15 protein-coding genes and 2 tRNA genes are annotated in these 17816 nt (G+C 48.1%); 16 read left to right on the plus strand and 1 reads right to left on the minus strand.

Going from position 1 to position 17816, the window contains the following annotated elements:
• The 16 genes from carB (at window position 1) to BMW94_RS11120 (ending at window position 16544) form a co-directional block, all read left to right on the plus strand.
• Window positions 1-3219, plus strand: a complete 3219-nt coding sequence (carB, locus tag BMW94_RS11055) for a carbamoyl-phosphate synthase large subunit (protein WP_090998241.1) — start codon at window positions 1-3, stop codon at window positions 3217-3219.
• Between the two features lie 111 nt (window positions 3220-3330).
• Complete coding sequence (gene pyrF / locus BMW94_RS11060) at window positions 3331-4071, plus strand: orotidine-5'-phosphate decarboxylase (RefSeq protein ID WP_090998245.1); 741 nt, start codon at window positions 3331-3333, stop codon at window positions 4069-4071.
• Complete coding sequence (pyrE, locus tag BMW94_RS11065; protein WP_062326374.1) at window positions 4068-4709, plus strand: orotate phosphoribosyltransferase; 642 nt, start codon at window positions 4068-4070, stop codon at window positions 4707-4709. The genes pyrF and pyrE overlap by 4 nt, the downstream gene beginning before the upstream one ends.
• Before the next feature lie 271 nt (window positions 4710-4980).
• Window positions 4981-5919 (plus strand): ABC transporter ATP-binding protein, encoded by a 939-nt coding sequence (locus BMW94_RS11070; protein ID WP_254790209.1) that lies wholly within the window; start codon window positions 4981-4983, stop codon window positions 5917-5919.
• On the plus strand, window positions 5882-7003 hold the full coding sequence (locus tag BMW94_RS11075; protein WP_090998248.1) for an efflux RND transporter periplasmic adaptor subunit: 1122 nt from the start codon (window positions 5882-5884) through the stop codon (window positions 7001-7003). The genes BMW94_RS11070 and BMW94_RS11075 overlap by 38 nt, the downstream gene beginning before the upstream one ends.
• On the plus strand, window positions 7003-9909 hold the full coding sequence (locus BMW94_RS11080; protein WP_090998251.1) for an ABC transporter permease: 2907 nt from the start codon (window positions 7003-7005) through the stop codon (window positions 9907-9909). The genes BMW94_RS11075 and BMW94_RS11080 overlap by 1 nt, the downstream gene beginning before the upstream one ends.
• A gap of 2 nt (window positions 9910-9911) precedes the next feature.
• A complete protein-coding gene (locus BMW94_RS11085; protein WP_063567873.1) occupies window positions 9912-10775 on the plus strand; it encodes an ABC transporter ATP-binding protein in 864 nt (287 codons plus the stop codon).
• Between the two features lie 21 nt (window positions 10776-10796).
• On the plus strand, window positions 10797-12248 hold the full coding sequence (locus BMW94_RS11090; RefSeq protein WP_090998254.1) for an ABC transporter substrate-binding protein: 1452 nt from the start codon (window positions 10797-10799) through the stop codon (window positions 12246-12248).
• A 131-nt stretch (window positions 12249-12379) separates the two neighbouring features.
• Entirely contained in the window at window positions 12380-12544 is a 165-nt protein-coding gene (locus BMW94_RS30450) for a hypothetical protein (RefSeq protein ID WP_167666091.1), read from the plus strand.
• 72 nt (window positions 12545-12616) lie between these two features.
• Window positions 12617-12690: transfer RNA gene (locus BMW94_RS11095), tRNA-Met, on the plus strand.
• 56 nt (window positions 12691-12746) lie between these two features.
• Window positions 12747-12820: transfer RNA gene (locus tag BMW94_RS11100), tRNA-Ile, on the plus strand.
• A gap of 338 nt (window positions 12821-13158) precedes the next feature.
• Window positions 13159-14709, plus strand: a complete 1551-nt coding sequence (locus BMW94_RS11105) for a hypothetical protein (RefSeq protein WP_090998257.1) — start codon at window positions 13159-13161, stop codon at window positions 14707-14709.
• 80 nt (window positions 14710-14789) lie between these two features.
• The gene (locus BMW94_RS30455) at window positions 14790-14960 is read left to right on the plus strand and encodes a hypothetical protein (protein WP_175480651.1); all 171 of its coding nucleotides are present in this window, start codon (window positions 14790-14792) and stop codon (window positions 14958-14960) included.
• Window positions 14961-15131: 171 nt separating this feature from the next.
• The gene (locus BMW94_RS11110; protein ID WP_175480652.1) at window positions 15132-15806 is read left to right on the plus strand and encodes a hypothetical protein; all 675 of its coding nucleotides are present in this window, start codon (window positions 15132-15134) and stop codon (window positions 15804-15806) included.
• 116 nt (window positions 15807-15922) lie between these two features.
• Window positions 15923-16045: a sporulation protein YjcZ gene (locus tag BMW94_RS11115; protein WP_079696179.1), complete on the plus strand. Its 123-nt coding sequence runs from the start codon at window positions 15923-15925 to the stop codon at window positions 16043-16045.
• 169 nt (window positions 16046-16214) lie between these two features.
• A complete protein-coding gene (locus BMW94_RS11120; protein ID WP_090998260.1) occupies window positions 16215-16544 on the plus strand; it encodes a DUF1904 family protein in 330 nt (109 codons plus the stop codon).
• Between the two features lie 72 nt (window positions 16545-16616).
• On the opposite strand, the gene BMW94_RS11125 is transcribed toward BMW94_RS11120, so the two are convergent.
• Window positions 16617-17810 carry an MFS transporter gene (locus BMW94_RS11125; RefSeq protein ID WP_090998263.1) on the minus strand — a complete coding sequence of 398 codons (1194 nt, stop codon included), beginning with the start codon at window positions 17808-17810 and terminating at the stop codon, window positions 16617-16619.
• Window positions 17811-17816 lie beyond the last annotated feature (6 nt).

The raw sequence follows: 17816 nt of genomic DNA on the forward strand, positions 1-17816 counted from the left end.
ATGCCGATTAACAAAGATCTCAAAAAAATCCTGGTGATTGGTTCAGGTCCAATCGTCATCGGTCAAGCGGCCGAGTTCGACTATGCCGGTACACAAGCATGCCAGGCACTGAAAGAAGAAGGCGTGGAAGTTGTACTCATCAACAGCAACCCGGCTACGATTATGACGGATACCAACATGGCTGATAAAGTGTACATTGAACCGATTACACTGGATTTTGTAACGCAAATCATTCGTCAGGAACGTCCAGACGGTTTGCTGCCAACCCTTGGCGGTCAAACGGGTCTGAACATGGCTGTGGAACTGGCACGTGCTGGCGTCCTTGAGCGTGAGAATGTCAAACTACTCGGAACACAGCTCACATCCATTGAGAAAGCGGAAGATCGTGATTTGTTCCGTGATCTGATGCGTGAACTGGAACAGCCTGTACCCGAGAGTGTAATCGTAACAACACTTGAGGAATCACTTGATTTTGCGAATGAGATTGGTTATCCAATCATCGTCCGTCCAGCCTACACGCTTGGTGGAACAGGCGGCGGAATCTGTGCGAACGAAGAAGAACTGCGCGAAACCGTAGCAGCAGGAATTCGTTACAGCCCGATCGGGCAATGTCTGGTGGAGAAAAGCATTGCTGGCATGAAAGAAGTCGAGTATGAGGTTATGCGTGACAAGAACGATAACTGTATCGTAGTCTGCAACATGGAAAACTTTGACCCGGTAGGTGTTCATACAGGTGACAGTATCGTTGTGGCGCCAAGCCAGACGCTGTCTGACCGTGAATATCAAATGCTGCGCTCAGCTTCCCTGAAAATCATCCGTGCCCTCAACATCGAAGGTGGATGTAACGTACAGTTTGCGCTTGATCCGCACAGCTTCCAATACTATGTTATCGAAGTTAACCCACGGGTAAGCCGTTCTTCGGCACTAGCTTCCAAAGCAACGGGCTATCCAATTGCTAAGATGGCTGCCAAAATTGCCATGGGTTACACACTGGACGAAATCGTGAATCCGGTAACGGGCCAAACATATGCATGCTTTGAGCCAACACTGGACTATATCGTGAGCAAAATCCCACGCTGGCCGTTTGACAAGTTTATCTCAGCGAACCGCAAACTGGGTACACAGATGAAAGCGACAGGCGAAGTTATGGCGATTGGCCGTACATTCGAAGAGTCAATTCATAAAGCTGTTCGTTCCCTGGAAATCGGCGTACACCGTCTGTATCTGAAAGATGCCGAAACCCTGGATGAAGCAACGCTGAACGAGCGTCTGGTCAAAGCCGACGATGAGCGTATCTTCCTGATCGCTGAAGCATTCCGCAGAGGGTATACATTGCAACAGCTTCAAGATCTGACGAAGATTGACTGGTGGTTCCTGGATAAACTCGAAGGGCTGATCAGCTTCGAAGATCGCATTCGTGAGGAATCCGAATTGTCCTCCGAAACCTTGTATCAAGCGAAGCGTCTTGGCTTCACAGACCGTGCCATTGCTGAGCTGCGGGCTGAAGGTCAACCAGGAGGTACGCTGACGAAAGAAGCTGAAATCAGAGCACGTCGTGAAGAGGAAAACCTTCGCCCAGTCTACAAAATGGTAGATACATGTGCAGCTGAGTTTGAAGCAACAACGCCATATTACTACTCTACTTACGAAACTGAGAATGAAGTCATTCCTTCAGATAAGAAAAAAGTAGTTGTACTGGGTTCCGGTCCAATCCGGATCGGTCAAGGGATTGAGTTTGACTACTCCACAGTACACGCGGTATGGGCTCTACAAAAAGCAGGCTATGAAGCAGTTATCATCAATAACAACCCGGAGACGGTGTCTACGGACTTTAATACATCGGATCGCTTGTACTTTGAACCCCTGTTCTTCGAAGATGTAATGAACGTTATCGAACAGGAACAGCCTGTAGGTGTTATCGTACAGTTTGGTGGTCAAACAGCAATCAACCTGGCAGCACCACTGCGTGCCGCTGGTGTAACGATTCTCGGAACAGATCTGGAAAACATTGATGAGGCAGAGGATCGCAAGAAGTTCGAGCGTTTGCTCTCTCGTCTGGAAATTGCACAACCCAAAGGCAAAACAGTCATTTCGGTAGATGATGCGGTTGAAACGGCTCAAAGTCTGGGCTACCCTGTCTTGGTTCGTCCTTCCTATGTACTTGGCGGTCGTGCGATGGAGATTGTATACTCCGATGCAGAATTGCTGACATATATGGAGCAGGCGGTTAAAATCAATCCGGAGCATCCGGTCCTGATCGACCGTTACATGATGGGTAAAGAGGTTGAAGTTGACGCAATCTGTGATGGTGAAACGGTATTGATTCCGGGTATCATGGAGCATATCGAGCGCGCAGGGGTTCACTCCGGCGACTCCATTGCGGTTTATCCGCCACAGCACCTGTCCCAGGATCTCAAAGAGAAAATTGTAGAGATTACAATCAAGATTGCAAAAGAACTGAAAACAATCGGTTTGGTTAACATCCAGTTTGTTATCCATGAGGGTCAAGTGTACATCATTGAGGTGAACCCGCGTTCATCCCGTACAGTTCCTTTCCTGAGCAAAGTAACCAACATTCCGATGGCGAACCTGGCAACACAAGCCATTCTGGGCGTGAAGCTGAAAGACCTCGGTTATGTTGATGGTTTGTGGCCAGAGTCGGATCATGTGTCCGTAAAAGTTCCGGTCTTCTCCTTCGCGAAGCTGCGTCGTGTGGAACCAACACTTGGACCTGAGATGAAATCCACAGGTGAGGTTATGGGGCGTGACCCGAATTACGCTAAAGCGTTGTTCAAAGGTCTTATCGGTGCAGGCATGAAGATCCCGGCCACCGGAGCAATCGTGGTAACGGTAGCCGACAAAGACAAAGAGGAAGCTGTTCCACTGCTTGAAGGCTTCTATAGACTGGGATACAAAATCATGGCTACCGGAGGCACGGCAGCTGCGCTTGAAGCAGCGAACATTCCTGTGACGACGGTGAACAAATTAAGTGAAGGTTCGCCGAACATTCTCGATATGATTCGCAGCGGCGAAGCAAACTTTGTGTTCAACACGCTGACCAAAGGCAAAACACCGCAGCGTGATGGATTCCGTATTCGTCGTGAGGCGGTAGAGAACGGCATTGTATGTATGACTTCACTGGATACGATCCGTGCCCTGTTGATCATGCTGCAAACGATCAACTTCTCCTCTGAGGCTATGCCAGCTCTTGTAAAATAAATAAGACGATTTGTCACTGATCAAGGACATCAGTCAGCCTTCGGGCTGGCGGGATGTCCTTTATATCGGGCAAAAACGGAAAAATCACGCTTTTGGAAGGAGCGCTGGAATATGAATCACCCGAATTTCAACGAAATGGCTGGCCGTCTGATGGTGGCACTCGATTATCCTGGAGCCGAGCAAGCACAGGAATTGGTACAAGCCCTCGAAGGTATTCCCTGTTATCTGAAGGTGGGCATGCAGCTCTTTTACGCCGCTGGCCCGGAGTTCATTCGTGAGCTGAAGTCGAAGGGGTACTCGGTATTCCTTGATGTGAAGATGCATGATATTCCAAACACGGTCCGTGGGGGTGCTGAAAGCATAACCCGTCTGGGAGTGGATATGTTCAATGTGCATGCAGCTGGAGGTACAAGCATGATGCGTGCCGCCCGTGAAGGTGCAGAGGCGGCTCTGGCTGCTGATCCTTCTCTTCGCAGACCTGAGATTATTGCGGTTACCCAGCTGACCAGTACCAGCCAGGAAACGATGAATACCGAGATCGGCATCCAGGGCAGCGTTGAGGCAGCAGTAGTCCGTTATGCAGGACTGGCCCATGAGGCAGGTCTCGATGGCGTCGTTGCTTCCCCGCTGGAAGTACCGGCGATCCGCGCAGCCTGTGGCAGTGATTTTCACACGGTCACACCAGGCATTCGTCCAGCGGGAAGTGGTCTCGGAGACCAGACTCGTGTCCTGACGCCGGGTGAAGCCATTGCCAGAGGCAGCCATTATATTGTTGTGGGCAGACCAATTACAGGCGCTCCCAATCCACGTGAAGCGGCAGAAACCATTTTGAAGGAGATGTTGAACGCATGATCGAACTTACTGAGATTCCTAACCATATTGCTTCCCAACTGTTGAAAATAAAAGCGGTGGCGCTGCGTCCGCAGCAGCCATTTACCTGGACATCCGGCATCAAATCACCAATCTATTGTGATAACCGTCTAACGATGTCTTATCCTGAGATTCGTAACGACATCGCTGAAGCCTTTGCTGCGATCATTCGTGATCAATACCCCGATGCAGAGGTCATCGCAGGTACAGCAACCGCGGGTATCCCGCATGCTGCCTGGGTGGCGCAAAAGCTGAATCTGCCGATGGCATACATTCGTGATAAAGCCAAAGGACATGGCAAAGAGAACCTGATTGAAGGACTGATCACTGAGGGGCAGAAGGTTGTTGTCATTGAAGACCTGATCTCGACAGGTGGCAGTTCAATCAAAGCCGCTGAAGCAGTACGTGTAGCCGGGGCGACTCCACTGGCTGTACTGGCGATTTTCAGCTATCAGCTGGACAAAGGCATTAAGGCTTTTGAAGAAGCGGGAATTCCGCTGCAAACTCTGTCCAATTACACAGCTCTGATGGATGTGGCTTTGGCTGAGGGTACAATCCAGGAGAGTGATTTTGAACTGCTCAAATCCTGGCGTGAAGATCCTTCTTCATTTGGTAAATAATATCATTCACACTCGACTGAACAGTTTGATTGTGAACGGTATCAAAATTGTAATGATTGCCGCCATAGAGGCAAATTCAGCGAATATTCAAGAGGCATCCCGCTCGTTGGGGTGCTTTTTTCGTTTGTTCAACAAAATATTAACTTTTTCACGGGAACGTTGTAAAAAGCTTGTAACTTTTAGTTGTGATCCGTCGTTTATAATGCAGGGTAGTATGGAATAGATTTCTATTTTTAGTGTCTTGATGAAATGAATGGGATATGAAGAAAGGATGAGCGTGATTGCTGGCATGAAGAAGTTATTTTCCAAAATCAGACCTGCCAAGAGCCAGTCAGGCCAGGACAGTGCAGTCGGACACGCGGAGCAGCAGGAACCAGTCGGGCAGGAGGAATCGGCATACATAAGTGAACCACAGAACCCATCCATCGACTCGCACGACATAACCAGTGAAACAAGCCAGGAGGAGGTTGCGGTTGCAGCAGCTGAACCTGAAGTGAAGTCCAAGCCCTCCAAGAAGGAGCTATTGCCTCCATACGACGGACCTGTGCTGGAGGTTCGCAATGTTCATCGCAGTTTCCAGACGGGTAGCCGTATTATTCATGTGCTCAAAGGCATTGATATGGAAGTGAACCCGCAGCAGCTGGTGATGTTGAAAGGGCGATCAGGCTCAGGGAAAACGACGCTGCTCAATATGTTGGGTGGGCTGGATCAGCCATCCAGTGGAGACATTCTGTTCTCCGGCCAGCCTCTTCAGGATTGGGGAGACCGGCGGCGAACCGCATTGCGGCGCAGGGAAATCGGTTTTATTTTTCAGGCGTATGCGCTGATGCCCTTGTTGTCTGCTTGGGAAAATGTAGAGCTGTCGCTGCGCATGGCGGACGTGCCGCGTTCGGAATGGAAGGACCGGGTAGGTCATTGTCTGGATCTGGTTGGACTAACCAAACGGGTCAAGCACCGTCCATTTGAGATGTCCGGGGGAGAGCAGCAGCGGGTGGCCATCGCCAAGGCGATCGCCCACAGACCGAGATTATTGCTCGCGGATGAGCCGACAGCTGAACTCGATTCCAAAATGGGAGCACAGGTTATGGCTGTATTTCGCAATATTATTGAAGTTGAACAAGTAACGATCTGTATGACTACACACGATCCTACGATTTTGGAGGTTGCGGACCATGTTTATGAAATGGCGGACGGCAGATTTATCAAGTAAAGGGGCCGCTCCGAAGAGGGGGAAACGCGCAGCGCTTATTGTGCTTAGTGCGATAGTGGCTGCAACGATGTCCGGCTGCTCTTTGCTGCCGGCTGAAACAGAGGAAGAAGTACTTCCGCCAATTACACCGCCAACGATCTCCAAGAAGCCGGAATATGAAGTTCGGACTGAGACGCTGGAGAAGAAAGTAAGCGGAAGCGGCAAGATGATGAGTCAGCGGGAAGAAAAGGTGTATTTTACGCTGGACGGTATGCATATCAAAGAGTTGAATGTAAAACCAGGGGATAAAGTGAAAAAAGGTCAACTTCTCGCTGTTCTTGATGTAGAGAGCGTAGAGAAGGAAATTCGGGCCAAAAACCTGCAGATTCGCAAATCGGAAGTGCAAATGAAGGAAACGCTTCGCAAACGGGATGAGATGGACCCGGTGGAGTTTGAAGAGTCCACGATTGCCTTTGAAGAGCTTCGTCAGGAACTCGCCGATCTGGAGGATCAGTTGGGTAAAGCCACTTTGACCGCTCCATTCGGTGGAACAATCATTGCTGTGCAGGTGGAGAAGGGCGCGGCTGTCAAAGCTTATGACCCGATTGCGACCATAGCAGATACATCCAACCTGGTTGTCGCAGCTACGTTTGCCAAGGAAGATCTGGAAAAGTTCTCGGCTGGCATGAAGGCCGATGTGGACATTAATGGCGCAGGCAAAGTGGCTGGCAAAGTTAAAGTGATGCCTGTAGCCCAAGCGTCGGGAAGTGGAAGTGGAAGTGGTAACGGCGGAGGTTCGGGAGAAGGCGGAACGCCTCCAGCAAAAGAAAGCCTGGATCAATATGTGATCGTCTCGCTGGCCAAAATGCCCAAAGGGGTTGAACGCGGTACACCTCTAACGGTATCGATTGTCACGCAGCGGACAGAGAACGCAATTGTCATTCCTGTATCCGCTCTGCGCTCCATCGGTTCAAGAACGTACGTGCAAGTGGTGGAGAGTGATGGAAGCAAGCGTGAAGTGGACGTAGAAGTCGGGCAGCAGACATCCACGGATGTGGAGATTCTGAAAGGTCTGACCGTTGGACAGAAAGTAGTGGGCCGCTAATGGGGCTGCCATTGCTTCGACTGTTGTTCCGCAAAATGTGGAACACTCGCTGGATGACGTTCAGCACACTGATCGGACTGATTGTGGCGGTAGCGTTCACCGTTAGTATTCCGATGTATGCCGATGGTGCGCTGAAGCGGGTCGTGGCCCAGACGCTGCAGGATAACAGTGAGGGACTGCCAGCCGGCTCGTTGCTCATGAGTTACCAGGCACCTGGTGGTGTGAAGACAGACACACGTGGCCTGGAAGAGGTGGATCGATATATTCGCGAGGATGTGCCCCGTGACATTGGTTTTCCTTTTCATACGTATGTGAACTCCCGTTCCATCCGCAGCACGGAAGTGAATCCTGAAGACCCGACCAAAGTGGATGCCAGCCGGGTTCGCAGCATGAGTCTGGGTACGATGACAGGCCTGGATGCACAGGTTAATTATTCTGCGGGAGTGAAGCCGGGCAACCAGGTCAAGGATGATACGATTGAAGCGGTCATGCTGGAAGAGGGCATGTATCGTAACGATCTGCATATCGGAGATGTTCTGGAGTATCCGATTTACAGCGGTCTCGATATTACGTTGCGTGTGAAGATTATAGGTTCTTTCAAAGCCGATGATCCTAGCAGCCCGTACTGGGTACAGGGATTTGACGGTATGATGAACGGACTATATGTGGATGAATCGGTATTTAATAATGTTTTGTTAAAGGAAAAAGGGATCCCTCTTCAGAATTCACGTTGGTATTATACGTTTGATCTGAAAGAGATTCAAACGAGCCAGCTCTCTGGACTGACCTCTGTGCTGGAAAGGCTGGATATCGACCTGTATCAGCGGTTGAAGGATACGAAAGTGGACATCACCTTCGGGGATCTGCTGAAACAATTCCGCAGTCAGAGTCTGCAATTGCAGACCATGCTGTTCACATTGGCAGCACCGATGATTGCGATGGTCTTTTATTTTATTGCCATGAATGCCAGACAGTCGTTACAGAAGCAGGAAAGTGACATCGCGGTCCTTCGCAGTCGGGGAGCTTCTGCCCGGCAGATCTTCTCTCTTTATCTGCTTGAAGGTATATTCCTGGGAGCGATTGCGCTTGTCATCGGCCCGTTTCTTGGATGGTTTATGGCGAAAAGCATCGGTTCAGCGAGCGGATTCCTATCGTTCGTGGATCGGAAATCCATTCCGATTGGCATATCGAAAGAAGCCATCCTGCTTGGCCTTATCGCCGTGTTGGTGGCAATCATAGCTTCGCTCATTCCGGCAATAACCTATGCGCGAGCGACGATTGTATCGGCTAAGCGTCGTCAGGCACGTACGGACCGTGCGCCGGTATGGCAGCGCTGGTTCTTGGATATTGCGTTGCTGGGGCTCGCCGGATATGGATACTACTTGTTCTATGAACGGCAAATGTTGACGTTCCAGACTGGAATGACGACAGATCAGCTTCAGGTACAGCCGTTTCTGTTCTTTGTACCGGCACTCGCCATCTTTGCCCTGGGACTGTTCTTCTTACGGCTGTTCCCGTGGATTTTGAAGCTCATTCAGCTGATCGGGCGCAAGTTTCTCCCGGTTCCACTGTATCTGACACTGACACAGCTTTCGCGTTCATCGTCTTCTTATTATCCTTTGATGATCCTGCTTGTATTAACTCTCGGACTCGGTGTGTATAACTCGGCAGCGGCTCGTACGATTGATCTGAACTCGACCGAGCGCACGTTATACCGCTATGGTTCGGATGTTATTATGCAGACGGTATGGGAAGGCACACCTGAGGTTAAGCCAACGGGTTCCGGACAAAACGGAGGTTCAGGCGGTGGACAGGGTGGAGGAAACGGTGGCGGTGGTTCTGGAGGTGGCGGTAACGGCGGTGGAGGTGGCTCAGGTGGGGGCGGTGGTACTTCACAACCCACGAAGATGATCTATTCCGAGCCACCTTTTGAAGTGTTCCGCAGCTTGAATGGTGTCGAACATGCAGCGAGAGTGCTGCAAACGAAAGGCAACATTATTGTCTCTGGCAAATCAGGTGGACAGGGAATGCTGGTGGGGATCGACAATGTTGATTTTGCCCAAGTGGCGTGGTTCCGCAACGATCTGTTCCCGGCACATCCTTATAAGTACCTTGACTTGCTTGGAAAATATGAAGGGGCCGTATTGATCTCTTCCAAATTTGCAGACAAATTCAAGCTCAAAACCGGAGACCTCGTCTCTATTGGTGTGCAGGGCCAGGCGATTGAATTTGTGGTCTTTGGCATTATCCCTTACTGGCCTGCCCAGTACCCGGATCAGATGCCGTTTTTCATCGCCAATCTGGATTACATCTATGATCAGGTGCCTCTGATTCCATATGAGGTCTGGCTGAAGATGGAGCCGGATGCCAAAGTTGCTCCTTTGATGGAGAAGCTTGCAGCAGAAGGCATTGAGTTATCGTCTGTACGCGATGTGCGTACAGAGCTGGTATCCCAGGGCAAACATCCGTCAAGAGGCGGGGTGTTCGGCATACTGAGTCTCGGATTCCTTGTGTCGGTCATTATTTCCCTGATCGGATACATTTTGTACTGGTTCTTTAATCTATCTGGGCGTGTAGTACAGTTTGGTGTCCTGCGGGCGATGGGGTTATCCCGGGCACAATTGAGCGGTATGCTGCTGCTGGAGCAGGTGTTCACGGCGGGTCTGTCCATCATTCTTGGTATTGGCATTGGTCAGGTATCCAGTCGTCTGTTCCTGCCCTTCCTGCAAACGACAGATAATGTATCCGCACAGGTACCTCCGTTCCGAATTGTATTTGAAGAGAAAGATATGCTGCAACTGTACGGCGTGACCGTGGTCATGCTGATCATTGGAGCAACGATGCTGCTGTGGCAAATCCGCAGACTGCGGGTTCACCAGGCAGTCAAAATGGGAGAGGAGAGGTAAACGTGATCCAATGCGAAGGACTTGTCAAAATTTTTAAATCCAGCGATGTGGAAGTCGTTGCCCTTCAAGGTCTCAATCTGACTGTCAATCAAGGTGAAATGATGGCTATTATCGGTAACAGTGGCAGTGGTAAATCCACATTGCTCAACATTCTGGGCGGACTTGATCGTCCAACAGCCGGTACTGCCGTTGTCGGGGATTGGGATTTGCTGAAAATGACAGACGCCCAATTGGTCGAGTACAAACGTCATACCGTAGGGTTCATTTGGCAAAATAACGGCCGCAACCTGCTGCCATACCTCACAGCACTGGAAAACGTGGAAACGCCCATGATTTTGGGAGGCAAGCGTGATCGCGCCTATGCCATGCAGCTGCTGGAGTGGGTTGGACTGAAGGATCGGATGCACAACAAGCTGCATCAATTGTCCGGTGGGGAGCAGCAGCGGGTGGCGATTGCCATCTCGTTATCGAATCGCCCCAAGCTGCTGCTTGCCGATGAGCCGACAGGCTCGGTGGACTCGGAGACTTGTGATACCATCATGGGCATTTTCCGCAAAATGAACAAGGAGCTCGGGGTCACGATTGTGATTGTTACTCATGATCTAACCCTTGCTGGCAAGGTGGACCGGATCGTCGCGATTCGGGACGGCTTGACCAGTACCGAGTTTGTGAAACGTAATCCGAATCTGGATGACGAGCATGGCTTGTCAGAGGCGGGAGCCCCGGATATTCATGAAGCTTTTGTCATTATTGACCGGGCGGGACGACTTCAGGTGCCCAAGGAGTATCTGGAGGCGCTGTCCATTGATAATCGTGCGACATTGGAATTTGACGGTGAACGTATTGTCATTACACCGCCAAGATAATTTTAGAGGGGGAATTGGGAGATGAAGAACAGGTTTTGGGGAAAACGGGTGCTGGCCGTGCTGGCTACAGCCAGTCTGGCATTGCCGCTGCTTGCGGGTTGTACAGCGAGTGAGTCCAAGGATAACGAGCAGCGTGTACTGCGTGTAGCGACGTTATGGGGGGGCCAGGATGACAGCTATTTCCGTCAGCAGTTTACCGATGCTTTTGAATTGACACATTCAAATATAACGATTGAAATTGTGCCTGCGGTAGATCAGGGCAGTATGTATGGTTATGGGAACCAGGAAGAGCAACAGGAAATGCCTGATACTATGGAAAGCTTGAAAAAGATTATGACGGGAGATAACCCGGTAGACGTCATCGTGGCGGATACGGCGACAATCAAGTCGTTAATTCAGGAAAATATGGTGAAACAACTTGATCCGCTGATGCAGGAAGACAAGTTTGATACTTCGGATATTGTGCCAAGTGTTCTCGAAGGAATCAAGGATTTGGGAGATCAGAGCATCTACGCTTTGACGCCAACGTTCTCCTCTTCCGCTTTGTTCTATAACAAGGGCATGTTTGAGAAAGCAGGCGTGGAACCTCCAACCGACAATATGACTTGGGACGATATTTTCAACTTGGGTACTCGTCTTACCAAGGGTGAAGGCAAAGATCATGTGTTTGGTTTCTCTTTCAGTACCTATCAAGGTGGTTCTCCATACTATTCAATGCAGCAATATTATAATTCTCTACAGTTGAAAGTTTTTGATGACAAAGCAGAGAAAATGACCGTAGATTCTCCACAATGGGAGAAAGTATGGAGCACGATAAGCAAGCTTGCCCTGGATAAAGTCATCCCTAAAGGAGATGAACCGCAGGATCAGGATGACAGTGGACGTTATAATCCGCTTCAGAATGATATGTTCCTGAGTGGCAAGACAGCCATGGTGATTGGAGATTACAGCTATATTAATCAACTGATCGATGCCAATAAAAATGCGGATAAAATGAAAGACTTTACGAAAGTCGACTGGGAAGTTGTCACACCTCCGGTTCATCCAGAGGCTCCCGAAATTGGAGGCAATATTTATCTGAGCAATCTCATGGCCATTAATAGTTCAGCTCAGAACCCGGATGATGCATGGGAATTGATCAAGTATATGAACAGTGAAGACTGGGCAAAAATCAAAGCACGCAGCAGTTATGAGATGGTTTCACGGAAAAGCTTTATTAAACCGAAGGATGGTTTGGATTACAATATCCAGGCGTTCTACACACTGAAACCTGTACCTCCAACCAATACGAATCTGGATAAAATGTATCGAAAAATGCCGAACCTGTGGCAAGTAAGTGATAAGGGTATGGAATACTTCAATCAAGTTCTTGAGAACAAAAAGACACCAAAAGAAGCGCTTGGTGAATGGGCAGCCAAAGGAAACGAGATGCTTGAAAAATTGAAGAAGGACCCTAAAGCCACGTTTCAATAAGGTTAGATGATTTTGTGAAAAAATTATAGATGTAGCCGCTGGAGATTTATATCTTCGGCGGCTATTTTTATGAAATTGGGGTATTCTACAAAAACAGGGATAAATGATGATTCCAAGGAAGGACGAGTGGAATGCACTGGGTATATTTCAGCAAATTGTATGCAACCAAATTTCAGGCAGGGTGTCTTGCAAAACGGATGGAGCAGGATGGATGGATTTACGGTCATAACGAGCCAGCAGAAGTGGAAGTATATCGTTCAAAAAAAGGGCGGTATGGCGTACGTTTTATTCCCTAAACATTACCCCTTGACTTATGGAGTAGGTATGGTGTATATTAATTAAGTCGCTGTTTTAATATTTCTTACTGACGCGGGGTGGAGCAGCCCGGTAGCTCGTCGGGCTCATAACCCGAAGGCCGCAGGTTCAAATCCTGCCCCCGCAATTTAGTTTTACTGGATGATTCACAGCCATCATCTGAACGTTATACGTTTTTGTTCAGGGCCCTTAGCTCAGTTGGTTAGAGCGGTCGGCTCATAACCGATTGGTCACAGGTTCGAGTCCTGTAGGGCCCATTCTCTCAAACCCCTTGCGAAGCAAGGGGTTTTTTCTATCTTCATGAAAAAATAGGATTATATTATTTATAATAATTCCAGTGATTTCTAATAATATGTTATCATAGAAGCGCCCTTGCCAACAGTTCGTTATAGATTGAGCATAAATGAATTATCGAACATTGCCTGCCTTGAGAAAGGTAGTTTTTTTTCTTTTAGAGGAAGAGTACAGCACTTCATTTGATCAGTCGTTGTTTATGATATAATGCGTTAGAGATTAAGGGAACGGTTTATGAGAGCGTGAAATTGAAAGTCCGAAAGGGCGATGAAATTATGAATGGAAAGCAGGTTTTCAACCAATGATGCAAAACGAAGGACAACGATTCCGCTTCAGTGAAGCTCCGGTATGGGACTGGCAGCGGGCATACTATGAACAGAAAGGGCTGCACGCTTGGACAGAAAATCAGGTTCCGCAATATATTACGAGTAACCCCATGATCGCAACAGCGTATGCCGAGATGATATTTGGTTTTCTTCAAGATCTCGCGAGCAAAGGAAAGACGACCGAGGCAGTGACCATTCTGGAACTTGGAGCGGGCGTGGGTCGTTTGGCGCACCAAATTCTGCTCAAACTGACAGAGTTGAAAGATTTTGCAGGCGTGGAGCTGCCTGCTTTTCGATATGTAATGACCGATCTGGTTGAAAATAATGTATTGGGCTGGAGAGCGCATCCTTCCATGCAATCCTTTATTGACCAAGGAATACTGGATTTTGCACGTTTTGACGCGATACAGGATACCGAGTTGAATCTGGTGGTGGCGAATACAGTTATTCGACCAGGCGATCTGAAACAACCCTTGCTGTTGATTGCCAATTACTTTTTTGACAGCATTCCACAGGAGTTAATTTATATCGGTGAAGGTGAGATATATGAATGTGACGTACTCGTCCAATCTCTAGAACCTTCTCTTCATTCCGAACCTGCCGAGTTGCTGGAGAACATGACACTGAGTTATGAATACCGCCGTGCACCTGAGTACAGTGCAGAGAACTATCCGTATAAGGAACTTATCGCACTGTACAAAGAAGAGTTGGAGGATTCGCATATTTTGTTCCCGGCAATTGGCCTGTCTTGTCTGGAGAGATTGAACAAGTTGTCAGAGTCAGGATATGTGTTGATTACTGCGGATAAAGGGGACCATCGACTGGACAACTGGAAGTTTGCCGAGCCGCCTGAATTCGTGCTTCATGGGAGTTTTTCTTTAACGGCAAATTATCATGCCATTCAATATGTATTGGAACAGCAAGGAGCCCACACCCGTTTCACAACACATCATTATAAAGATCTGAACGTTGGATGTATGTTGATGGTGGACGAACCACTGGGGTACATAAACACGCGACTGGCGTATCACCGATTTGTTGAACGTTTTGGACCTGATGATTTCTTTAGTATGAAAGAATGGATGGATCATCAGGTAGAGCGGATGGAACTGAAGCAGATTTTACCGTTCTGGCGTCTGGGCGGATATGATGCGGAGTTTTTGATTCATAGCGCCAACCGGATTTCGAACCTTCTGCCGGATGCAAGCGATGAGGAAATGCTTGATATTCAGTCTGGAATTCACATCATGTGGTCTTCATATTATGTAATGGAGCGGCGAGGAGAGGTGGCGTTTCTTGCAGGTCAGCTGTTATATGGGATGTATATGTATGAGGACGCCAAGCGGTTTCTGGAACTGTCGTTAGACGCTGATTCGAGAAAACAAAATTCAGATGTATTGTACGACTTGGCTGTGTGCTGTTACGAACTTGAACTGGAAGAGGAAACACTGGTTTACACGCGAAAAGTACTGGCATTGGAACCTGAGCATGAAGAAGCAATGGATTTGCTGAAAAGCTTCGAATAAGATTGAAACTTACTTCTCTTCATCGTATTATTAAGATGATCACACAAAAAATTCCTGTACAGGGAAGAGGAGATGAGGACATGAAGAAGGTTCTGACCATGTTGCTTTATCCATTTGCGGCAGTTGTGGGAGCATTGGGTGCAAATTCAGCTGCGACTGGTGATATGGTACTTTTTGCGAAAGATATAGCTACAGATCGAGGTTATGACGGGCAGGAGATTTATGATAGAATCGAACACAGAAATTCATAATTACATATCATTTAAACTGTAAAAGTAATTGTTAGGCGGAGCGATTTGCCAAAGACAATTACTCTTGAAGTGAAGTGCGATGAGCAGGAATCCTGCCTGTACAACCTTTAAGCCGGTTTCGTACCTGATTCAGGTGTGAACCGGCTTTTATTCATGAATGGGGGATAAACGTTGAAGATTATTATTGGACAGCCCAAGCTGGAACAACAATTGCTGCAGCTTCAAGCCGAATTGAAGCAACATCCGGAAGCAGATGTGTTGTTCTTTCCAGAAGGCTATCTAAATCAGAATGTGGAAGAGGCTAGCCGTTTGGCGGCTGCATATGGAACGATGATTGTATCAGGTCATCGCAGGTTAGATGAACGTCCCAAGGACCATTCAATCATCATTAACAAGGCTGGGGAGACTGTATTGGAAAAAGCGAAGTATACAGCTGCTGAGGTCGTTAAGGAACAGGATTGGACCATAAGCACCTTGTTATGTGACGAGCTGGTGCTGCAAGGTTTTCGCAATGAGAATATTGGTAGAGTGGATATGATCATGCATTCCATTGGTGTGGGGATGTTCAGTGAAGAGCAGTATACAGAGTGGATTGAAGAAGCACGGCAGATGGCGATACAACATCAATGCATCGTTATGGGCACCAGCCATGCGGATGGCTCGTATCGTGACAGTGAAATTTCAATTCCAATCGCCTATTGTATTGCCTCGGACGGGCAAGTGGTCTTGGCGTCCAGAAACGATACGCGTACTCGTTTGATTGTCCTGGAAAAGCGAAATACAGCCGACCTCTGTCTTGGAGTACCGGGCAATGATGTGAACATTCGAGTCGTTCCTTTGGCATAATTCAACTGACAGGAATGCACAATGATTGGGCCGGTTAGCTTGCCGTATAGCCCGGTCATTCATGTTAGAATCGACATATGTTATGGCATACCTTGAATTCAAAGGAGGCCAATCAAATGAGTGAAGTTGGATACGGTTGTGGCGGCAATGTTGGTGGATTTGGCGGATGGACTTCCACAAGCGCAATTCTCGTACTCTTCATCTTGCTTGTAATCATCACTAAATCTTTCTGGCTGTAAGCCCTACAGAACAAGGTGAGACCTGGTTACGTGTATGCTCCGCTGATACTTCAGCGGGGCTTTTCTGCTTTTTCTACGAAAGAATGATATGATGAAAGAGATTTGACAACCGAAAACAATGTGCTTAAAATCACATAAGAGACTAATAATAGAGATTGAAGGGATAGCAATGCCGTTTATTCGTTTTAAAGGATTCACAGGACCCCAACTGGAGGAAGTTGTGCCCCGCATCACGGAGCAATTTGCGTTGATTACCAATATTCCGCAGGAGAGAATGAAGGCAGAACGTCATGATGTACAAGCTCTTACTCCTTCTCCGGCTTCAGTAGAGATCCTGATGTTCCAACGTGATCAGGAGATTCATAATCGGATTGCTTCCTCAATGCAGGCTATTTTGGAAGAAGCGGATTTGCCTGATGTGCATATTTTTTTCAATATACTGTCACCAGCGCTGTATTATAAACAAGGCAAGCCGTTGACAGATTACCGATTGGATTAAGAATAAAATGGATGCTCCGATGATGTTCGGAAGCAGCGGAGACGAGCAGATGTGTGCTCGTCTTTTTTGATTTTATCCTTTGATTCGATTTAATCGGAAAGAGCAAAGGGAGGATACAATGAATAAGGCACCGCCAATCAAATACACCAGCCGAACCCCCATTTGATCAGCAATCAGACCGAAGATTACCGTAGATATGCTCATGGCAGCTGAGAGAACAATCCCATGCGCTGCGTATACCTTGGACAGGGATTCGACGGGCACGCTGCTCTGAAAAGCCGTTTGCTGAGCAATATCGCGGATCTGATAAGCGGGACCCATAAGCAAACACAATACCAGAGCAAGCCAAGGAAGGCTGTTTAAACCGTAAGCAATGGTCAGCAAGCTGAAGAGAAGAGAACCTATGGCCATACTGGAGATCAAGTGCTTCTGGATGTGAGTGGTCAGGGCGATAGCCAGAATTCCCCCAAGAATGGTGCCAGCAGAATAGCTAGAGTTAATCAGTCCCCACCAACCTTCTTCTTGGCCCAAAGCTTCTTTCACAAAAGCAAGCGTGATAGCGCCGATCCAGATCGAGCCAGCAAGACCTTCAACCAGATCCATGAACGTGATCAGTCGCAAAGAGCGATTTTTCCAAAGAATAATCCAACCTTCCCTTAATACATCCCATCTGGATGTGGATTTGTCGACTTTCTCCTCAATCTCGCGGGTAAGTGAACTGATCGTAATCATCAGAATCAGGACAGCCCAGGATAAGCTTGTAGCTGCCCAGAATGTTGGTGAAGCACCCCATTGCATAACGATGAATCCTGTCATTGCATATCCAATGATTGTCACGGTCTGAGTAGAGAATGAGAGAAAACTATTCGCCTTCACCAGATCTTCTCCTTGAACCAATTGAGGAGTTAACGTGTTTAACAATGGAGATTCCCATCCGTCCAGAAACGAGAGGGTCGCTATTCCCACCATCAGAAGAGGAATGTGAGCAGTAAGATCGGTAAATGCGATGGCGATCCCGGTAATCATCAATGTTTTGGCTAAAGGAATGCTAACAATCAGCCTGGAGAATGCGAAACGGTTCACAAGCAATGGTGCAGTAAACCCTGCGACGATACGCGCTGACATTTGAATGAATGGAAACAGCGCAGCATAAAGGACAGACCCGGTCTGACCGTAAATAAACGTCGTGATAACCATAATATATATAACATTAATGAGAGAAAGCAGCGTTTTGGCAGCCCAATATGGATAAAATGCGATGTTCATGCTAAG

It is taken from the genome of Paenibacillus sp. OK003 (assembly GCF_900109515.1).
GTDB classification, from domain to species: domain Bacteria; phylum Bacillota; class Bacilli; order Paenibacillales; family Paenibacillaceae; genus Paenibacillus; species Paenibacillus marchantiae.